The sequence below is a fragment of the Nocardia sp. NPDC055029 genome, from assembly GCF_053608525.1.
Genome location: NZ_JBSGVQ010000031.1, coordinates 41,088 through 58,006 on the forward strand (window position 1 = coordinate 41,088; position 16,919 = coordinate 58,006).

The 16,919-nt window shown below is 69.4% G+C and carries 18 protein-coding genes, 1 tRNA gene and 1 pseudogene; 9 read left to right on the forward strand and 11 right to left on the reverse strand.

The window, feature by feature from the left end; translation table 11 throughout:
- Positions 1-66: 66 nt before the first annotated feature.
- A complete protein-coding gene (locus ACWF9G_RS24225) occupies positions 67-1,023 on the reverse strand; it encodes a DNA polymerase domain-containing protein (RefSeq protein ID WP_452518068.1) in 957 nt (318 codons plus the stop codon).
- A gap of 175 nt (positions 1,024-1,198) precedes the next feature.
- On the opposite strand from ACWF9G_RS24225, the gene ACWF9G_RS24230 reads away from it, so the two are divergent.
- Positions 1,199-2,200 (forward strand): AraC family transcriptional regulator ligand-binding domain-containing protein, encoded by a 1,002-nt coding sequence (locus ACWF9G_RS24230; protein ID WP_452518070.1) that lies wholly within the window; start codon positions 1,199-1,201, stop codon positions 2,198-2,200.
- Here the strand turns inward: ACWF9G_RS24230 and ACWF9G_RS24235 are convergent.
- A complete protein-coding gene (locus ACWF9G_RS24235; protein ID WP_379308020.1) occupies positions 2,190-2,381 on the reverse strand; it encodes a hypothetical protein in 192 nt (63 codons plus the stop codon). The two genes, ACWF9G_RS24230 and ACWF9G_RS24235, sit on opposite strands and share 11 nt — an antisense overlap.
- A gap of 299 nt (positions 2,382-2,680) precedes the next feature.
- Here ACWF9G_RS24235 and ACWF9G_RS24240 point away from each other — a divergent pair.
- The 3 genes from ACWF9G_RS24240 to ACWF9G_RS24250 all read left to right on the forward strand — a co-directional run bounded on the left by ACWF9G_RS24240 (position 2,681) and on the right by ACWF9G_RS24250 (position 4,635).
- Positions 2,681-2,753, forward strand: a tRNA-Glu gene (locus ACWF9G_RS24240).
- 113 nt (positions 2,754-2,866) lie between these two features.
- Entirely contained in the window at positions 2,867-3,472 is a 606-nt protein-coding gene (locus ACWF9G_RS24245) for a QsdR family transcriptional regulator (protein WP_379308021.1), read from the forward strand.
- A 17-nt stretch (positions 3,473-3,489) separates the two neighbouring features.
- Entirely contained in the window at positions 3,490-4,635 is a 1,146-nt protein-coding gene (locus tag ACWF9G_RS24250) for an acyl-CoA dehydrogenase family protein (protein ID WP_452518072.1), read from the forward strand.
- A 128-nt stretch (positions 4,636-4,763) separates the two neighbouring features.
- Here the strand turns inward: ACWF9G_RS24250 and ACWF9G_RS24255 are convergent, their stop codons facing one another.
- From ACWF9G_RS24255 to ACWF9G_RS24285, 7 genes are all read right to left on the reverse strand, one after another.
- A complete protein-coding gene (locus ACWF9G_RS24255; RefSeq protein ID WP_452518074.1) occupies positions 4,764-5,984 on the reverse strand; it encodes a cytochrome P450 family protein in 1,221 nt (406 codons plus the stop codon).
- Positions 5,981-7,240, reverse strand: a complete 1,260-nt coding sequence (locus ACWF9G_RS24260; RefSeq protein WP_452518076.1) for a cytochrome P450 — start codon at positions 7,238-7,240, stop codon at positions 5,981-5,983. Before ACWF9G_RS24260 ends, ACWF9G_RS24255 begins: the two co-directional genes overlap by 4 nt.
- Positions 7,237-7,851, reverse strand: a complete 615-nt coding sequence (locus ACWF9G_RS24265) for a GTP-binding protein (RefSeq protein ID WP_452518078.1) — start codon at positions 7,849-7,851, stop codon at positions 7,237-7,239. Before ACWF9G_RS24265 ends, ACWF9G_RS24260 begins: the two co-directional genes overlap by 4 nt.
- Positions 7,832-8,176, reverse strand: a complete 345-nt coding sequence (locus tag ACWF9G_RS24270) for a DUF742 domain-containing protein (RefSeq protein WP_452518079.1) — start codon at positions 8,174-8,176, stop codon at positions 7,832-7,834. The genes ACWF9G_RS24265 and ACWF9G_RS24270 overlap by 20 nt, the downstream gene beginning before the upstream one ends.
- The gene (locus tag ACWF9G_RS24275; RefSeq protein WP_452496741.1) at positions 8,173-8,583 is read right to left on the reverse strand and encodes a roadblock/LC7 domain-containing protein; all 411 of its coding nucleotides are present in this window, start codon (positions 8,581-8,583) and stop codon (positions 8,173-8,175) included. The genes ACWF9G_RS24270 and ACWF9G_RS24275 overlap by 4 nt, the downstream gene beginning before the upstream one ends.
- Positions 8,580-10,070, reverse strand: a complete 1,491-nt coding sequence (locus ACWF9G_RS24280) for a sensor histidine kinase (RefSeq protein ID WP_452518081.1) — start codon at positions 10,068-10,070, stop codon at positions 8,580-8,582. The genes ACWF9G_RS24275 and ACWF9G_RS24280 overlap by 4 nt, the downstream gene beginning before the upstream one ends.
- A 174-nt stretch (positions 10,071-10,244) precedes the next feature.
- Positions 10,245-11,543 (reverse strand): SGNH/GDSL hydrolase family protein, encoded by a 1,299-nt coding sequence (locus ACWF9G_RS24285; protein ID WP_452518083.1) that lies wholly within the window; start codon positions 11,541-11,543, stop codon positions 10,245-10,247.
- Between the two features lie 116 nt (positions 11,544-11,659).
- On the opposite strand from ACWF9G_RS24285, the gene ACWF9G_RS24290 reads away from it, so the two are divergent.
- The gene (locus tag ACWF9G_RS24290; RefSeq protein ID WP_452518085.1) at positions 11,660-12,574 is read left to right on the forward strand and encodes an AraC family transcriptional regulator; all 915 of its coding nucleotides are present in this window, start codon (positions 11,660-11,662) and stop codon (positions 12,572-12,574) included.
- 4 nt (positions 12,575-12,578) lie between these two features.
- Here ACWF9G_RS24290 and ACWF9G_RS24295 read toward each other — a convergent pair whose 3' ends face one another.
- Positions 12,579-12,986, reverse strand: a complete 408-nt coding sequence (locus ACWF9G_RS24295; RefSeq protein WP_452518086.1) for a RidA family protein — start codon at positions 12,984-12,986, stop codon at positions 12,579-12,581.
- A gap of 36 nt (positions 12,987-13,022) precedes the next feature.
- Between ACWF9G_RS24295 and ACWF9G_RS24300 the strand changes: the two genes are divergently transcribed.
- Positions 13,023-13,631, forward strand: a complete 609-nt coding sequence (locus ACWF9G_RS24300) for a TetR/AcrR family transcriptional regulator (RefSeq protein ID WP_452518087.1) — start codon at positions 13,023-13,025, stop codon at positions 13,629-13,631.
- Here ACWF9G_RS24300 and bla read toward each other — a convergent pair.
- On the reverse strand, positions 13,624-14,520 hold the full coding sequence (gene bla / locus ACWF9G_RS24305) for a class A beta-lactamase (protein ID WP_452518144.1): 897 nt from the start codon (positions 14,518-14,520) through the stop codon (positions 13,624-13,626). The two genes, ACWF9G_RS24300 and bla, sit on opposite strands and share 8 nt — an antisense overlap.
- A 171-nt stretch (positions 14,521-14,691) precedes the next feature.
- Here bla and ACWF9G_RS24310 point away from each other — a divergent pair, with 171 nt between their 5' ends.
- From ACWF9G_RS24310 to ACWF9G_RS24320, 3 genes and pseudogenes are all read left to right on the forward strand, one after another.
- Entirely contained in the window at positions 14,692-15,567 is an 876-nt protein-coding gene (locus ACWF9G_RS24310; protein ID WP_452518089.1) for a LysR family transcriptional regulator, read from the forward strand.
- Positions 15,564-16,454: a serine hydrolase gene (locus ACWF9G_RS24315; protein WP_452518091.1), complete on the forward strand. Its 891-nt coding sequence runs from the start codon at positions 15,564-15,566 to the stop codon at positions 16,452-16,454. The genes ACWF9G_RS24310 and ACWF9G_RS24315 overlap by 4 nt, the downstream gene beginning before the upstream one ends.
- 117 nt (positions 16,455-16,571) lie before the next feature.
- Positions 16,572-16,868, forward strand: a pseudogene (locus ACWF9G_RS24320) (hypothetical protein); the annotation flags it as partial.
- Positions 16,869-16,919: the final 51 nt, after the last annotated feature.

Consider the following 16,919-nt stretch of genomic DNA (forward strand, 5'->3'; position numbering starts at 1 on the left):
AGACAAATCCATGACACAGATATAGCGTGCCGACTCCGCCACCGCACCGCGTGCGGCAGGCACACCCTATTCGGTGGCACGCCGCGCCCGAGCCCGGCGCTTCCCCTCGTGCATGGCCTGCACCCTGGCAATCGGAATGGTGTGCCCCTCGGCGACCAGGTCGGCCGGAAGCTTGTGTGGTGCAGGCATTTCCGTGGCCCATGGGTCGGTGTCACCGAGCAGGTTCGGCACGCTACGCAGCGTGAAATCGGCCGGGGTGACATCGTCGATATCGTTCCAGCGCAACGGAAACGACACCGGGACGCCCGGCCGGATGCGCGGGCTGTAGGCCGCGATGACGGTGGCACCGCCCGCCCGGGTGGAATCGAGGAAGACCTTGCCGTGGCGGTCTTCCTTGATGAACGCGGTCGTACCGACAGACGGATCGATCCGTTCGGCCCGCGCCGCGATCGCCCGGGTCGCCGCCGCCGCGTCCTCGATCCCGATCCCCGGCTCCACCGGCACGAACACGTGTAAACCCTTGGCCCCACTGGTCTTCACCGCACCGTCGAGCCCGTCGGCGACGAGCGCGGCCCGGATCAGGTGGGCGCCCGCCGCGGCATCACGAAATGTCTGCCCCGGTGACGGATCGAGATCGAGCACCAGATGCGTCGGCCCCGCACTGTGATCGACCGGCAGCAACGTCGGGTGGTACTCCACCGCACGCTGATTGCCGAACCACAACAGCGTCCGCTCGTCATTACCCAGCGCGTAGGTGACCTCCCGATGCGAACTCTCCGCCCACACCGTCACCCGCGGCACCCACTCCGGCGTGTACTTGGGCAGATTCTTCTGCATGAACGGCTCCTGCCCCGGCCGCACCCGCACCACCGACAACGGCCGATCCCGCAACACCCGCACCAGCCGCTCCCCCGCGAACTCGAGATAGTCGACCAGATCCCGCTTGGTCGCCTCGGCTCCGTCGAACAACGCCTGATCGAGATTCGACATCTCGACCCCACCCCGCACCTCTTTGCCGGTCATCGCCCCACCCTCCCCCGGCTACCCTGGCAGGTCAACCACCGGCTGACGTCGCCGCGCGAATCAACCTCGTGCTTTCGCCGTAATCCGGTCTGCGCAATGATGGACCCGACTTCGAACACCGCGTAGCGTCGCCGCGACCGGTCCGCGGATCGCCATGCTGCCACGAGGAGACGTCATGGCTACCGATCAGAGTTTGCTGCACCGTTTCGTCATCTCCCAGCTCGATGCTGCCGGGCTGGATCGTGCGCAGCTGATTCGGGACGCGGGGGTCCCGGATTGGTCGATGACCGGTGACGACGTGCACCTGCCCAGCACGACATTCTCCCGGCTGTGGGAGATCGGCGAACATCGCCTCGGCCCTGACGTCGCCCTGCAGGTCGCCCGTCGCTACGAGCTGTCCAGCCTTGGCCTGTACGACTACCTGTTCGCCTCCGCGCCGACGCTGGGTGCCGGGCTGGCCACCTGCGGGCCCCACATCACCGCGGTCACCACCAATCACCGGTTCGACCTGGTCGCCGAGACCGAGAACGAGTCCACCCTCTATCTCGAGATGCTCGATGGCGACGGCCGTGGAAGGGATCACACCCAACTGTGGGGACTGTCGGCCGTGCTGAGCCGCGCCCGCCGGGTCGTCGAGGATCCCTTGAACCCGGTGCGTGTCTCGCTGCGCCAGGCCGCTCCCCCGGATGTCGACGGCTTCCGCGACGTATTCGGTTCCGCCACGCTGGAATTCGAGGCCCCTACCGACTCGATGACTTTCCGTGCCGCAGATCTGGATCTGCCCCTGACCACCGCCGATCCGGTACTGGCCGCAGTCCTGCGGCCACTGGCCGCCGCGCTGCCACCCCCGCCGACCCTCGCCGAGGCCTGGCCCGAACGGGTGGCCGTCGCAGTGGACAAGGCCATCGAGGCCGGGGAGGTCTCCCTGAACAGTGTCGCCCGGATCCTCACCGTCAGCCCTCGGACCCTGCAGCGACGACTGACCGAGTCGGGCACGACCTGGCGGGCCGAACTGGATCGGGCTCGCAGCGCCCGGTTGTCACGAGCGGTGTCCGCGGAGTCGCTCAGCGGCCCCAGGCAGGCCGAACTCCTCGGCTACTCCGATGCCGGCTCGTTGCGCCGGGCGGCCCGGCGCTGGTCGGCGGGTTCCCATCCGGCGCGGAGTCTCACGTCCTGAGATAGGTCGAGGCGATCCGCCAGAAGGTTTCCTTCTCCATCAAGTGGAAGTCCCACCCCTCGGTGATGTCCCGGAACGCAGCGACGATCCCGGCTACGTCGAAGTCGTCGCGGGTTGCGGTTCCCTTCGCCTCCAGCGCGGAAATCACAAAGGCGGTGGCACTCTCCCTCGTCACAGACACCGCATGCTCCCCTCGTTCGCAGACTGACCACACGAACCGTAAGTCTCGAATTCCATCGGGGCTGCGACAAGGACAGAATGCGCCAACCTCACGCCGAACGCGCCAACCTCATCGCCTCGCGGTACGCACGATGCCCCGACGACGAACCGGCCCGCCACCTCGAACACCGCCTGGCGGGTTCGCGCCGCCATGTCCTGGGGTAGCGACGAGGAAAAGGCGGTCACCAGCCGTTTTGGTCGATTGCCCGGTCGTCGGCTATCGTATGTTCCGCGCGGTTCACAAAGGTGAACTGTTGTTCTGGCCCCGTCGTCTAGCGGCCTAGGACGCCGCCCTCTCAAGGCGGTAGCGCGGGTTCAAATCCCGTCGGGGCTACAACGAACTCCCCGGTCATCGCGACCGGGGAGTTTTTTTGTGCCCCCTGTGCGACATATTGACAGATGTTGCATCCTCCATACACTGAGGGAGATGTTGCACCAGGAGGTGACGTGACCGAGCAGACGACACTGGGACAGCGCCTGGCGGACATCGCCGCCCGCCCCGACGTGATCACCGCGTTCAAGGCAGCGCGATCCGGATTCCTGGCGGGCCGCAGGCTGGAGATGAAGGAACTCGCCGACGAGCTCGGCGTCAACCGGGCCACCCTGTTCCGCTGGGTCGGCGGCCGCGACGAGCTGCTGGCCGAGGTGATCTGGTCGGTCGCCGAACCGACCCTGCGCCGCGCCGCCGCCGCCGCGGCCGGACACGGCGCGCGCCGGATCGCCACGGTCCTCGGCGATTTCGCCCAGGCCGTCAACACCTCCGACGCCTTCCGCCCATTCCTGCGCCGCGAACCCGAACGCGCGCTGCGCCTGCTCACCACCAGGGCAGGCTCGGTGCAGCGGCGCTTCGTCGCGTTCATCGCCGACCTGCTCACCGAGGAGATCTCGGCGGGCGCGCTCGATCCGCCGCTGCCGGTGCCGGAACTGGCGCTGCTGCTGGCGCGGATCACCGAGACCTTCATCTACGCCGATGTCATCAGCGGCGAGGAACCCGACGCGGCCAAGGTCATCCAGGCGTCGCTGGTTCTGCTGGGCGAACGGCCCGAACAGTAGGACACGAAAGGAAACCCATGCAGCGCACCATCTACACCGAGGACCACGAGGCCTTCCGCGCCTCGGTCGCCGAATTCGTCAAGCGCTCGATCGAGCCCAACACCGAACGCTTCGCCGACGAGCGCGCGATCGACCGCGAGACCTGGCTGGCCGCAGGCGAACTCGGCTACCTCGGCCTCGGTGTGCCGGAGGAGTTCGGCGGCAGCGACGCCGGCGACTACCGGTTCAACGCGGTGCTCGGCGAGGAACTCGCCAAAGCCGGTGCGGCGCTGTCGTCCTCGTTCGGCATCCACTACGACGTGTGCGCGCCCTACCTGGTGGAACTGACCACCGACGAGCAGAAGCGGCGCTGGCTGCCCAAGTTCTGCACCGGCGAGATCATCACCGCCATCGGCATGACCGAGCCGTCGGGCGGCTCCGACCTGGCCGCGCTCAAGACCACCGCGGTCCGCGACGGTGACGACTGGATCATCAACGGCTCGAAGACCTTCATCACCAACGGTTTCAACGCCGACCTGGTGATCGTCGCCGCCCGCACCAGCCCGGAGAAGAAGGCCAAGGGCATCACGCTGTTCGCGGTGGAGAACGGCATGGACGGTTTCACCCGCGGCCGCAAGCTCGACAAGGTCGGCCAGCCCGAATCCGACACCGCCGAACTGTTCTTCGACAATGTCCGGGTCCCCGACGCCAACCGGATCGGCGAGGTCGACCGCGGCTTCATCGCGATGATGGAACGGCTGCCGCAGGAGCGCATCGGCGCCGCGATCTCCAATATCGCGCACGCCGCGGCGATTCTGGACGAGACCCTCGCCTACGCCAAGGAGCGCAAGGCGTTCGGGCAGCAGATCGGCAGCTTCCAGTACAACAAGTTCCTCTTCGCCGAGCTGGTCACCAAGATCGAAGTGACGCAGGCGTTCGTCGATCAGGGTGTCGCCGCCCATGCCGAGGGCACGCTGTCCGCGGTCGACGCCGCGAAGGCCAAGTGGTGGTCGGCGCAGATCCAGAACGACGTGCTCGACGCGTGTGTGCAGCTGCACGGCGGCTACGGCTACATGCGCGAGTACCGGGTCGCGCGGGCCTGGATGGACGCCAGGGTCACCAAGATCTGGGCGGGCTCCAACGAGATCATGAAGGAGCTCATCGGCCGCGATCTCGGCCTGTAGGGACGCCGCCGATCCCGGCGGGCCCGGAGGCGGTAGCGGAGCGTGACCACGCAGGGCCCTCGGGGGTCGGCGCCATGAGGTAGTGCGTCGCGCCCGGCGCAAGACCACCGGGCGCGACGCGACGCCGGTCAGTTCAGGATGATCGGCAACGCGGCCAGATCGTTCTGCGTGAGGACCGGCAGGTTGCCGAGCTCACTGTCGGGCACGGCCAGCCGCAGATCGGGGAACCGGGCGAACAGCGCGGGCAGCGCGATCGCGGCTTCCAGCCGGGACAGTGCGGCGCCGGGGCAGATGTGCGGGCCGTAGCCGAAGGCCAAGTGGCGGTTGGCAGTCGGACGCGTCACGTCGAACTCGTCGGCGGTCTCGCCGTGTACGGCGGTGTCGCGGCCGATGGCGCGGTAGGACATCACCACACCCTCGCCCTTGGCGATCACGGTGTCGCCGACGGTGATGTCCTCGGTGGCGAAGCGCATCAGCAGGTGCGAGACCGGGCCGTCCCAGCGCAGCGACTCCTCGATGACCTGCTTCCAGTCCACATCGCCGGCAAGGACTTTCGCCAGCTGCTCGGGTTCGCCGAGCAGCGCGCGCACGGTGTTGACGATCAGGCTCACGGTGGTCTCGTGACCGGCGGCGACGAGGGCCTTGATATTGCCGATCGCCTCCTCCTCGGTGAGCGGCTCGCCGCCCTCGTCGGCCACGATGAACGCCGAGGTGAGATCGTCGCCCGGGTTCGCGATCTTCTGCTTGACCTGATCGGTGAAGTACACGTCGAGCTCGCCGATCACGCGCAGCCGCTCGTCCTGCGGTGTCATCACCGAGAAGAACTTCTTGTACCACTCGAGCAGCTGCGGGTGGTCCTCGCGCTCGACGCCCATCAGCTCGCCGACCACGCGCATCGGCAGCGGATAGGCGAAGACCGACTTCAGGTCCACCGGCGCGCCGTCGGCGCCCGCGGCCGCGAGATCGTCGAGCAGTTCGACGGTGAGCCGCTCGATCACCGGGCGCATCTCCTCGAGCCGCCGCGGCGCCAGGGCCTGGGCGGTCTTGAGCCGGAGCCTGCGGTGCTCGACGCCGTCGACGTTGAACATGGAGCGGTCGACATCGACCATGCCGATCAGCGGCCACTGGTTGGTCACCACGCCGTCGGTCCACAGCTTCCACGCGTGGATGTCCTTGACCAGGCGAGAGTCGGTCGTCAGCTGACGGGCGATCGCGTGATCGGTGACGGTCCAGGCGGGCACGCCGAGCAGGTCGATCCGGGCGAGCGGACCTTCGGCGCGTAGTCGGGCGGTCTCTCCGTTGAGGTCACCGACCATGGGATCGATGGCGAAAGGGCACTGGGAACTCACGACGAACCTCCGACGGGTCTAACTGGTGTGAAACGAACGGGCAGTGCGGTCATGCCCCGAAGGAAAGCCGAAGGTCGCCGGGTGAGTTGGTCGGCGGGGACAGCCAGGTCGACATCGGGGAGCCGGTCGAGCAGCACCTCGATCCCGGTCCTCGCGATGATCTCGGCGATCTGCTGCGCCGGGAACGGGCAGCGGTATTCGCCGTAACTGAACGCGAAATGGGCGTTGTTGCCGGTCGGCACCGTGTCACCGTCGGTGAACGACTGGCGGACGTGCGGGTCGAGATTGGCCGCGGCCAGGCCGAGCAGCAGCATGTCGCCCGCCCGGATGGTCTGATCGGCCAGGCGGGTGTCGCGCGCGGCCCACCGCCCGGCCAGGATCGAGGTCGGTCCCTCTTCCCAGAGGACCTCGTTCATGGCCTGGCCGACGCTGCGCCTGCCGCCACCGAGGGCCGCGGAGAAGCGATCGTCGGTGAGCATCAGCCGCATGGAGCTGCCGAGCCAGTCGGCGGTGGTGAGGTGACCGGCGGCGGTGATCGCCATCAGGTCGTTGGTGTACTCCTCGTCGGTGAACGGCTCGGGATCGGCCAGCATCAGCGACACCAGATCGCCTGCGGGCCTTGCCTTCTTGGCCGCGAGCAGCCTGGCCATGTGTTCACCGAAGCGCATATGCCCGGCTTGGGCGTCCGCGCCGCCGTCTGCGAGGGTCTTCATCGTCAACGCGAGGTCGGCGGCGTCGGTGTCGGGCAGGCCGAGGATACGGCCGAGCGCCAGCACCGGCAGCGGTTCGGCGAACTCGGCGATCAGGTCGGCGGAGCCGCGACCGCAGAAGTTGTCGACCAGCCGGTCCGCGAGTTCCTCACAGGCACGGCGCAATTCGTAGTGATCCACCGCGTCGAGGGCGGGTTCCACCATCGCGAGGTGCCTGCGATGCTCGGCGCCCGCGGTGAAGTAGATCGAGGGCATCGGCTGTCCGACCATCGGCAGCAACGGCCAATCCGGTGGCACCCGGCCCCACTGGTTCCACAGCGACACATCGCGCGGGAACAGCAGCGGATCGCTGGTCACCTGATGCAGTTCGCGGTACCCGATGATCAGCCAGGCGGGGAAACCGCCGGGCAGTTCGACCGCGACCACCGGACCGTGATCGCGCCGCATCCGGCGGTAGACCTCGTGCGGTTCGATGTGGAATTCGGGACCGCTCAGCGGCACCGCGCCGGTGATCGGGCAGGCACCGGTGCCGGTGGGTGTGCTCATGAGACCGTCTCCCCGTGCGGAACAGCGGAATACAGGTGTTCGACCAACGCGATCAGGACCTGCTTGCTCGATTCGCGCGAGCGCGCGTCACACATCAGCAGCGGCACCGCGGGGTCGAGGTCGAGCGCGTCGCGCACGTCCTGTGGTGCGTGCGAGTCACCGAAGTCGTTGCAGGCCACCACGAACGGGGTGCCCTGGTGTTCGAGCCGGTCGATCGCGTACCAGGAGTCGCTGATCCGGCGCTGGTCGACCAGCACGATCGCGCCGAGCGCACCGGTGAACAGCCGGTCCCACAGGAACCAGAACCGTTGCTGCCCCGGCGCGCCGAACAGATACAGCACATGTTCGTCGTCGAGGGTGATCCGGCCGAAGTCGAAGGCGACGGTGGTCGTCGACTTGCCCGGCACGCCGGTGGCGTCGTCGATCCCGACACCGACGTCGGTCATCGTCGCCTCGGTGTCCAGCGGCCGGATCTCGCTCACCGATTGCACCAATGTCGTTTTGCCGACACCGAATCCACCGATGACCACGATCTTCAACCCGTGCTTTGCCGTGCTGTGCAGCGGCGCAAGGGACCGCTCGGGCGCGATATCAGAGCTTGCGAAGTCCAACGAGCACCTTCTCGAGGGTGGAGGCATCCAGCGACATCGCCGCCGACAGCGGCGGCCGAACGGTGATCTTGCCCGCGTGCAGCAGATCGGCGAGCAGAACCGTGGCGACCCCGACCGGCAGGCGCAGTTCCGCCGCGATCTCCACGACCGCGGTCGGCGCCCGGCACATGTCCAGGATCGCCGCCTGCTCCGAGGTCATGCCCGCCGACGGCGCCGATTCGCTGACCACCAGGGTCACCAGGTCGAAATCCTCGGTGGCCGGGGCGCGCCCGCCGGTCAGTGTGTAGAACCGGTCGGGATCGTCGTCACGGCCCGCCCTGGTCAATTCGGCACTCCGCGTCTCGGCTGGGCAGCCATATGCTCGCCGAGCTGTTCGACCAGCTCGTGCATGGTGTGCCCGACCAGACCCGCGTCCGCGTCCTCGGCCGCCACCACCGCTAAGTGCGCGCCGCTGCCCGCCTCGACCACGAACAGGATGCCGCCGTAGAACTCGGTCATCGACTGGCGGACACCGCCACGCCCGTCACCGAACTCGACGGAAGCCCCGTGCGACAGGCTCTGGAATCCGGCGGCGATCGCGGCCAGCTGATCGGCGCGGTCCACATCGAGTTCCGGTGTGTGGCAGATCTTGAGGCCGTCGCCGGACAGCAGCAGTGCGTGCCGGGTACGTGGGGTGCGGGCGAGCAGCTTCTCGAGCAGCCAGCCGAGGTTCGCTGCGGCGGTGGTGGTCATCGGTCCTCCATGGGGTCGGGAGCAGTGGCGGCGCTGCCTGATTGGTGGCCTGACTGGTGCGGCTCGCGGCCAGGGGCGGACCGCTGGAACGCGCCGAGAGCGGCCGGTTTCGTCGGTGTGGCGTCGGCGGCCTTGGTGGTGGTCAGGCCCTCGGGGTGGACTTTGGCCAGGGTGTCGCCCCTGCGCCGTTTGGGCAGTGCGGGTGAGGTGGACACCACGGGCGGGGCGGCGTCCGCGCCGGCCTGGCGGGCGTGCTGACCGATGGTTTCGGTCCATCCGAGCTCGGTGGTCTCGGTGGTCCTCGCGTGCTGTGGACGTGGCGTCGGTGTATCGAACTGGCTCAGGGTGCCGAGCTGGGTGTCGGCGCGACGCGGGGTCGGCGCGGACAGCTGGGTGCCGCCGCGGCTGCGGCGTTCGGCGCGGGCGGTGAGTTCGCGCGGGACAACGACGACGACGGCGGTACCACCGATCGCCGACGGCCGGTACGACACCGTGAGGTCGTGTTTGCGCGCCAGGTTGCCGACCACAGCGAGGCCGAGCCGGGTGCCCGACAGCGAGGCCAGGTCGGCGCCCTTGCCCTTGTGGTCGCGGCCGCTGACGGCGGCTTCGGCGCGGCGCAGCGCGGAGTCGCTCATCACGAGTCCGCTGTCCTCGATCGTGATCACCACGCCCGCGGGCACTTCCGCGGCGTAGACGTGCACCTCGGTGGTGGGCGGGGAGAAGTTGCAGGCGTTGTCGAGCAGCTCGGCGAGGCTGTGCATGACGCCTTCGGCGGCGTGCCCGGCGATGCCGACCTCGGCGACGGCCCGCAGCCGCACGCGCTGGTAGCCCGCCACCCGGCCCATCGCGCCGCGCAGGATCGATTCCATCGCAATCGGTTTCGCCCACCGGCGGCCGGTGCGGGCACCGCTGAGCACCGCGATGCTGTCTGCGAGCCTGCCCGTCTGCGCGGTGCGGTGATCGATGTGGAGCAGGTCGGTGAGCACCCGCGGGTCGGCGTGCCGGTGTTCCATCTCGCGCAGTTCGGCCAGCATGCTGGTGGTCATGGCCTGGATGCGGCCCGCGGCGCCGGCGAAGGCGGCCAGCGCGGCCGCGCCGCGGCGCCCGTTCTCCTGGGCTTCCCAGGCGTAGTGGGTGGCGTGGTCCTGGGCCTGCGCGATCCGCTGACTCGCCTCGGCGACGGTCGCGGCGAGCTGCTGTTCAGCCCGCTGGGCTGTGTCCTTCGCGGCGTTGGCCTCGGCCCGCTCCCGCAGCGCCACGAACACTGCGGGACAGGCGATCAGCGCCACGGCGAGCGCGGCGGCGAGTACCGGGATGCCGACGGCGGGTGGTGCGAAGATCGCGGTCACGAAGGCGATGACCACCAGCGCCACTCCGGCGCCGAGTACCACGTAGCCGGCAGGCCCCGCGGTCGCTCCGCGCCCGGTATTCTCCCCCGGCGATGCAGCCGCCGGCTGCACCATCGGCCCGACTTCCGCAGTACTCACAGGCCCCCAACCACCAATCGTCAAACCAAACACGCAGCACAGCAGCCCGTTTCGATATCGGAGGCGAGCATATCGAGCCCTCGCGCCGACTGCCACTCGTGCGACGAGGGTTCATCACCTGTTCGATTTCGATTCGTTACCGAATCGCAAAGTGCGCAGTCCCGCGACCTGCGGTTATGCCAGAATCACCTGGCCGACCGCCGCTGCCATCGCCGCGTAGCCGGAGTCGTTGGGGTGCAACTGATCACCACTGTCGTAGGTGCCGGCGAGCCGGGCGGGGTCGGCGGGATCGGCCATCGCGCGGTCGAGATCGACCACCGCGTCGAAGGCGCCTGCCGAGGTGATCCACCTGTTCACCTCCCTCCGGAGGCGATCCTTGTCGGCCGAGTAGAAGGGCGACCCCGCGAACGGCAACAGCGTCGCGCCGATGATCCGGACCCCCGCCGCCCGCGCCTGGGCGATCAGCGCGCGATACCCGGCGACGAGCTGTTCGGCCGAAACCTGCGGGGAGAGCTGCCCGTCCGGGCCGACCAGGCCCGCGAGGCCGATGTCGTTGATGCCGATCAGGATGACCGCCGTGCTCACTCCCGGCTGTTCGAGGACGTCGCGGCGGAAGCGGGTGAGCGCGCTGTCGCCGAGGACGGTCGAATCGGTGAGCAGCCGGTTGCCGCTGATCCCCGCGTTCACGACCGCGCCAGGTCGGCCCGCGGCGGTGAGCTGACGGGTGAGGTGGTCGGGGTAGCGCTGGTCGGCGTCGATTCCGGAGCGGTAGCCGTCGGTGATCGAATCACCGAAGGCGACAGTGACATCGCGGGCCCGGCCGGGCCGGACGGTATCGATGCCAGCCAGGTAGTACCAGGATTGGGAGGACTCGGTGAAAGCCGCGGCGTCCGACGCGGCGGTGTGGTCGCCGGTGGCACGGTAGCTCGTCGCGGCGGCCTGGGCGTGCTGGGTGGCGGGTCCGGTGGGCTCGGCGAAGTACAGCGTCACCGTGATCGCTTCCCCCGCCGCGATCGGTGTGGTCACGAGATCGCTGGAAATCTCTGTGCCCGGCGCGATCTCGAAGGCCGCTGCCCCGGTGACGGTCAATCGGCTCACCGTCTCCGGGACCACGGCCGCGCCGCCCGCACTCCGGGCAACCGTCGCGCCCGCGACCGCGAGCGGTGCCGTGCCATACCTGTTCGACAACCGGACCCTGACCTGCGATCCACCGTCGGACAGCCGAACCACTTGGCGGACAGACTGATCGGCGAAACCCTCGGCCGACCAGTTCGGCGTCACCGCGGTGGCGGGGTGCTGGACCGCGGCCGCCCACGCACCCGACCACTCCGGCATCGGGGTTTCGGCACCGCACGCCACCAGGGCTGACGTCGTCGCGCCCGCGATGAGCAGGGCAGCGCGACGTGCGAGCACCGTCGTCCGCTTGTCCGTCACGGCGGGCTCGGTGACGGCTCCGTCGACCTCGATCTTCATGTCGTACTCCTTGCTCATCGAATGCGTGAACTCAGCGTATGAGCACGGAGTAAGACACAAAATCATCTAGAATCTCACTCAGATATCCATTCGTCTCACAGAGTATGGTTTCTGACATGGATCTGCTCAGCGACGTGTTGGCCACCGCGCGCACCGGGCGTCCCGCCTCCGGCATGTTCGTTCGCCACGCGCCGTGGGGGCGGGCGTATCCGCGCGTGGACGGTGCCGGGTTCCATGTGGTTCTGCAGGGCTCGTGCTGGTTGACGCGGCCCGATGCGGAGCCGATCGCGCTGGGCGCGGGTGATGCGGTGTTCATGCCGCGCGGTGTCGCCCACGACCTGCTCGACCAGCTCGACAGCCGGATCACCGAGACGGCCGGACCCGGCGACCTCCGGTTCGCCGACGGTCCCGGCGCTCCCGCGACGCTGCTGTGCGGTTCCTATCAGCTGGCCGCCGACCGCACCCACCCGCTGTTGACGGAACTGCCCGAGGTGGTGCACATTCCGGCCCGGCTCGGCACCCATCCGTCGCTGCGCGCCGCCGTCGACCTGCTCGCCGACGAACTCACCGATCCCCGCCCCGGCGCCGACGCCGCGATTCCGCCACTGCTGGATCTGCTGCTGCTCTATCTGCTGCGCGCTTGGCTCGCGGAGACCAAGGAGTCGTCGGGGTGGGCCGCCGCTGTCGCCGACGCCGACATCTCCCGAGCACTGCGCGCCATCCATGACGACCCCGCGCACGGCTGGACCGTCGAATCCCTCGGCGCCCGAGCGGGTCTCAGCCGAGCCGCCTTCGCCCGGCGGTTCACCGGTCTCGTCGGCGAACCGCCGCTGACCTATCTCACCCGCTGGCGCATGCTCGTCGCCGCTCGCCTGCTCCGCGACACCGACCGGCCGCTGGCGACGGTGGCCCGGCACAGCGGCTACGGCTCCGAATACGCCTTCGGGAAAGCGTTCAAACGTGAATTCGGCACGGCCCCAGGGCGTTATCGCACGTCCGGCGCTGAGGTTCTGGTCGCGGGTGCGCCGTGAACGGTCAGGCGAGGACGGCGGTGGCCTCGACCTCGACCATGAGGTCGGGTTCGCCGAGCGCGGCGACGCCGAGGAGGGTGATCGGCTTGACGGGGTCGACGCCGAGCTTGGCGGCGGCGCGGGCGACGCCTTCGCCGAGGAGCGGGAACTTGTCGGGGCCCCAGTCCACGACGTAGATGGTCAGCTTCGCGACATCGTCGAAGCTGCCGCCGATCTCGGCCAGCGCGGTGCCGATATTGAGGTAGGCCTGCTCGACCTGCGCGGCGAAATCACCGGCGCCGACCGGGTTCCCGTCGGCATCGCGGGCGACCTGGCCTGCCAGGAAGACGAGCCGCGTGCCGGTCGCGATCGACAGTTGCCGATATACCTCGGGCTTGGGCAGCCCCTCCGGATTCACCAGTTCCACAGCCATGGTTTTTAACATAGCATTGATATGTAATCTGAGGCTATGGCCAGGACGAGGAATCCCGCGGTGCGGGCGATGCTGATCGAGCGGGCGGCGCAGTTGCTGCGTGAACGTCAGCCGGTCACGCTGCGTGGACTCGTCGCGGGGACGGCGGTGTCGACGATGGCCGTCTATACCTATTTCGACGGGATGGACGGGCTGTGGCGCGCCGTCCGGCAGGAGGGGTTCACCCGGCTGGCGGCGCGACTGGCCGAGGTGCCCGACACCGACGACCCGGTGCACGATCTGGCCGCGCTCGGCAGTGCCTATCTGGCCAACGCGCTCGCCGATCCCGATCTGTACCGGGTGATGTTCGACGCCGGATTCGCGCTCGAGGACGCGCCGGCCGCCGATGCCACCCTGGAACGTCTCGTCGTCGCGGTCGAATCGGCCAGGGCGACAGGACGTTTCCGCTCCGATGTCGAACCGCTCGACCTGGCGACCCAGAGCTGGACCATCGGGCACGGGCTGGCGGGCCTGGTCGCGACCGGCCCGCTGCCACCGGCCGCTCTCGGCTACGGCATCCCCCTGCTCACCGCGTTGTTCGTCGCGGCGGGTGACGATCCCGAGCGGTGCGCGCGGTCGGTAGCGTCCGGCTGGCGCGTCAGTTGAGCTCGCCCACAGCCGCTTTCGCCGCCTCGGCGACGAGTTCGCTGGACGGTTCGGCGTTCTGTTCCGGCTTGGTGGAAAGGACCGCGAGCACGAGCGGTGCGCGGCCAGGCGGCCAGGCCACGGCGACATCTAGCGCCGAACCGTAGGCCGGGGTGCCGGTCTTGTCGCCGACGACCCAGTCCGCGGGCAGGCCCGCGTTGATCCGCTTGGCGCCGGTAACACTGTCTTTCAGCCACGCGGCGAGCTGGGCACGTTCGGGTTCGGGCAGTGCGGTGCCGACGACGAGGGCGCGGTAGTCGGCGACCAGTGCGGCGGCGGTGGTGGTGTCGCGTTCGTCGCCGGGGATCGCGGTGTTGAGTTCGGGTTCCCAGCGGTCGAGGCGGGACACGGTGTCGCCGAGGGCGCGCAGAAAGGCGGTGAATCCTTCGGGGCCGCCGAGCAATCGGAGCAGCATGTTGCCTGCGGTGTTGTCGGACTGGGTGATCGCGGCATCGCAGAGCGCGGTGACGGTCATGCCCGTGTCGACGTGCTTGGCCGTCTCCGGGGAGTTCACGACGATGTCGGCGGCGGTGTAGCGGATCACCTGGTCGAAGTAGCCGGTCGACAGCGGGTGGGCTTGCAGGAGGCCGCCGCAGGCCAGGCCTTTGAAGGTCGAGGCCATCGGGAAGCGTTCGTCGGCGCGGTAGGTGACGGTGCGGTCGGAGCCGGTGTCGACCACCGACAGGCCGAGGCGGGCGCCGTAGGTCATTTCCAAGGCGGCGAATGTTGATGTGGCCGTCGATGTCTCGGGGGTGGTGGTGGCACCGGTGCTGTTCGAACAGGCGGTGACGACGACGGCGGACAGCGCCAGCGCGGCGGCGGCGAGGCGCCCGCGGCGGGTGTTGATCACGGAGAAAGTCACTACTGCACCAGATCACCGCGGGCGGCGGCGAGGCCAATACCGGAGACCCGCGAGTCCTAGTCGCCTTCGATATCGACGCAGGTCGCCGACAGGCCAAGGTCGAGTACGGTGGTCCGCCCGTGGCCGATCGGGGGTGGTCGCCGTTCGCGCGCTGGTTCAATGGCCGACATGGATCTGCTGCGTCATCTCCGGTTCTTCGTCGCGATCGCCGACGAGGGCCACTTCGGGCGGGCGGCAGCCGCGCTCGAGATGACGCAACCGCCGCTGTCCCAGGGTCTGCGGCGGCTGGAACAGCATCTCGACCTCGAGTTGATCCACCGCACCAGTCAGGGCGCGATGCTCACCGCCGCGGGCAGGCAGCTGCTGCCACGGGCCCGGCTGCTCGTCGACGACGCCGATCGGCTGCTCGCCGAATCGGAGCGGATCGCCCAGCGCAGCGGGACCGTGCGGTTCGCGGCCACGGCGGCGCTGCCCGACCGGCTGGTCGCCGCGTGCGTCACCGCACTGCGTGCTTCCGGCGGCACGGTCTCCACCGCACTGGGCCCGACCGTCGACCTCGTGACGGAGGTGCGGGCCGGGGTGTGTGATGTCGCGGTGATCGAGCATCCCGCGCTGGTCGACGGCATCGATGCAGGGCCGGTCGTGAAACTGCCGCGCTGGCTGGTCGTGCCCGCCGAGCACCGCACCACCACCGCCGAACGCCCCACCTTCCCGATGCTCGCCGGTCTGCATTTCGCGCATCCGGCCCGCGCCGCCAATCCACCCGCCTTCGACACCGTGCTCGACCTGCTGCGCGAACGCGGGCTGGACGCGACCACCCTGACCGCCCCCGACGACCGGGCGGTACTGGCCGCGGTCGCCGCGGGCACGAGTTTCGGTGTCACCGCCACCCCACCGACGCCGACACCCGGTGTGGCCTGGCTGACGCTCGCACCGCAGTCGGTTGCCTTGCGGGTCAGGATCATTCGCCGTGCCGATGCCGCCGCACAGGCAGGCGTGCTGGATCGGGTGCTCTACCGGGAACGGCTGCGATGAGCTCGGCGGCCGAGCGAATCCGGGCCGTCTTCGCGGACGCGGGGTGCACCGGGTGGCTGCATGCCCGCCGCTGTGACGACTCCCCCGCCGAGGTGTCGGTCGGCGGCCGCGAGCGGGTGGTCACCGCGTCGGTGTACAAGCTGCTGCTGTTCGTGGCCTTCTGCCGTCAGGTCGACGAGGGCCGGATCGACCCGGTCGCCCGGCTCACCGTCGACCCCGCCGACTGCACCCCCGGCCCGACCGGACTGGCCACCCTGCGCGATCCGATCACCCTGAGCCGGCGCGACCTGGCGACCTCGATGATGACGGTGTCCGACAATGCCGCCGCCGATGTGCTGCTCGGCGAGATCGGCCTCGCCGCGATGACGGACCTCCTCGACGAACTCGGGCTCACCGAGACCCGCATCGTCGGCGGCACCGCCGACCAGCACCGCAGCCTGGTCCGCGACACCGACACCCACACCACCGCGGAGGCCTTCGCCGCGCTGGCCGACAACGACGAAGCCTGGACGGTCTCGGCCTACGACCCCGCCTACGCCAGCGCGACCACACCGGAGGAGATGACCCGGTTCCTGCGTCTGCTGTGGTGCGGTGCCGTGTTGTCTACGGCGAGCACCGAATTCGTGCGGACGGTGATGGGCGGCCAGATCTGGCCGCACCGGATCGCGGCAGCCTTCCCACACCGCGGCGTCCTCGTCGCGGGAAAGACCGGCACCATCGGTGTGATCCGCAACGAGGTCGCGGTGATCGAGTTCCCGGACGAAACCCCGGTCGCCGTGGCGGTTTTCACCCGCGCCGCCCGCGCCGACCCGACCCTGCCCGTCGTCGACGCGGCCATCGGCGAAGCCGCCCGCATCGCCGTCACCGAACTCCGCCGCCCCCGCTGACCCACCCCGTCCGGGCGGTGATGGCTAGCATCAGCGTTCGTGGGTGGAGATTCTTCCGGCTTCGGCCGGGTGCAGGTGGCCGGGATCGTGGCGGGGGTCGTCGGGGTGGCGCTGGCGGTGGCGGCGCCGTTACTGCCGGTTCAGCAGGAGCGCGCGAGCCTGGATTGGCCGCAGCCGCAGTCGATGCAACTCAGCGCGCCGCTCGTGGACTACGTCCCGCTGTCGCTGGACGTGAGCATTCCGTGCACGGCCCTGCGGGACATGACCGGCGCGACGGTGTTGTCGACGGTTCCGCCGCAAGCGCCGCGAGCGGGGTCGAAGGGGCTTGTGGCACGAATCGAGGATCGCCCGGAAACGGGGCGGACCCTCGCGGTCGTGCTGCGGGATCGGCTGCTGCTCAGTGCGTCGCTGGCCGATATCGCGGGTGCGCCGGGGGATGCGCCGGCTGGTGGTGGGCCCGGTACG